At 48.7% G+C, this 378-nt stretch carries 1 pseudogene; it reads right to left on the bottom strand.

From position 1 onward, the window contains the following. Positions 1-99: 99 nt before the first annotated feature. Positions 100-378: pseudogene (locus ACTHSP_RS22620) on the bottom strand (alpha/beta hydrolase); the annotation flags it as partial.

The following is a 378-nucleotide window of genomic DNA, read 5'->3' as shown; positions in this document are numbered from 1 at the left end:
GTTTCTTTTAATTATATTTAACATGATATTTGTAAACAAAGGCCGTCTGAAATACATATCGGTTTCAGACGGCCTTTCTTCTTGATAGACACTTCTAAACTATTTACTCAACAGCATTTCCTGCATCAGCTTCATGCCCCATTGCCAGCCGCCGAGTGCGCTGTTTAACTGGCCGGAATGTGGCGATTGAAGCAGGCGTGCATGCCAACGGTCGGCCTGTTCTTGCGCCCAATCGCGTGGCGTGCCGTTTGTTTCGGCGATAACCAGAGCTGTACGGCAAGGGCAGCAGACACGTTGGAACGTATGGATTTCGTCCTCGGGAAAAGCTTCTGGACGCGGCGAGACCAAAATAATATTGGTCAGGCGTTTTTGCGTCAT

It is taken from the genome of Neisseria sp. P0001.S005, from assembly GCF_051963715.1.
The sequence above is the reverse complement of the archived record's forward strand: the minus strand, read 5'-3'. Positions and strand labels throughout refer to the sequence as shown.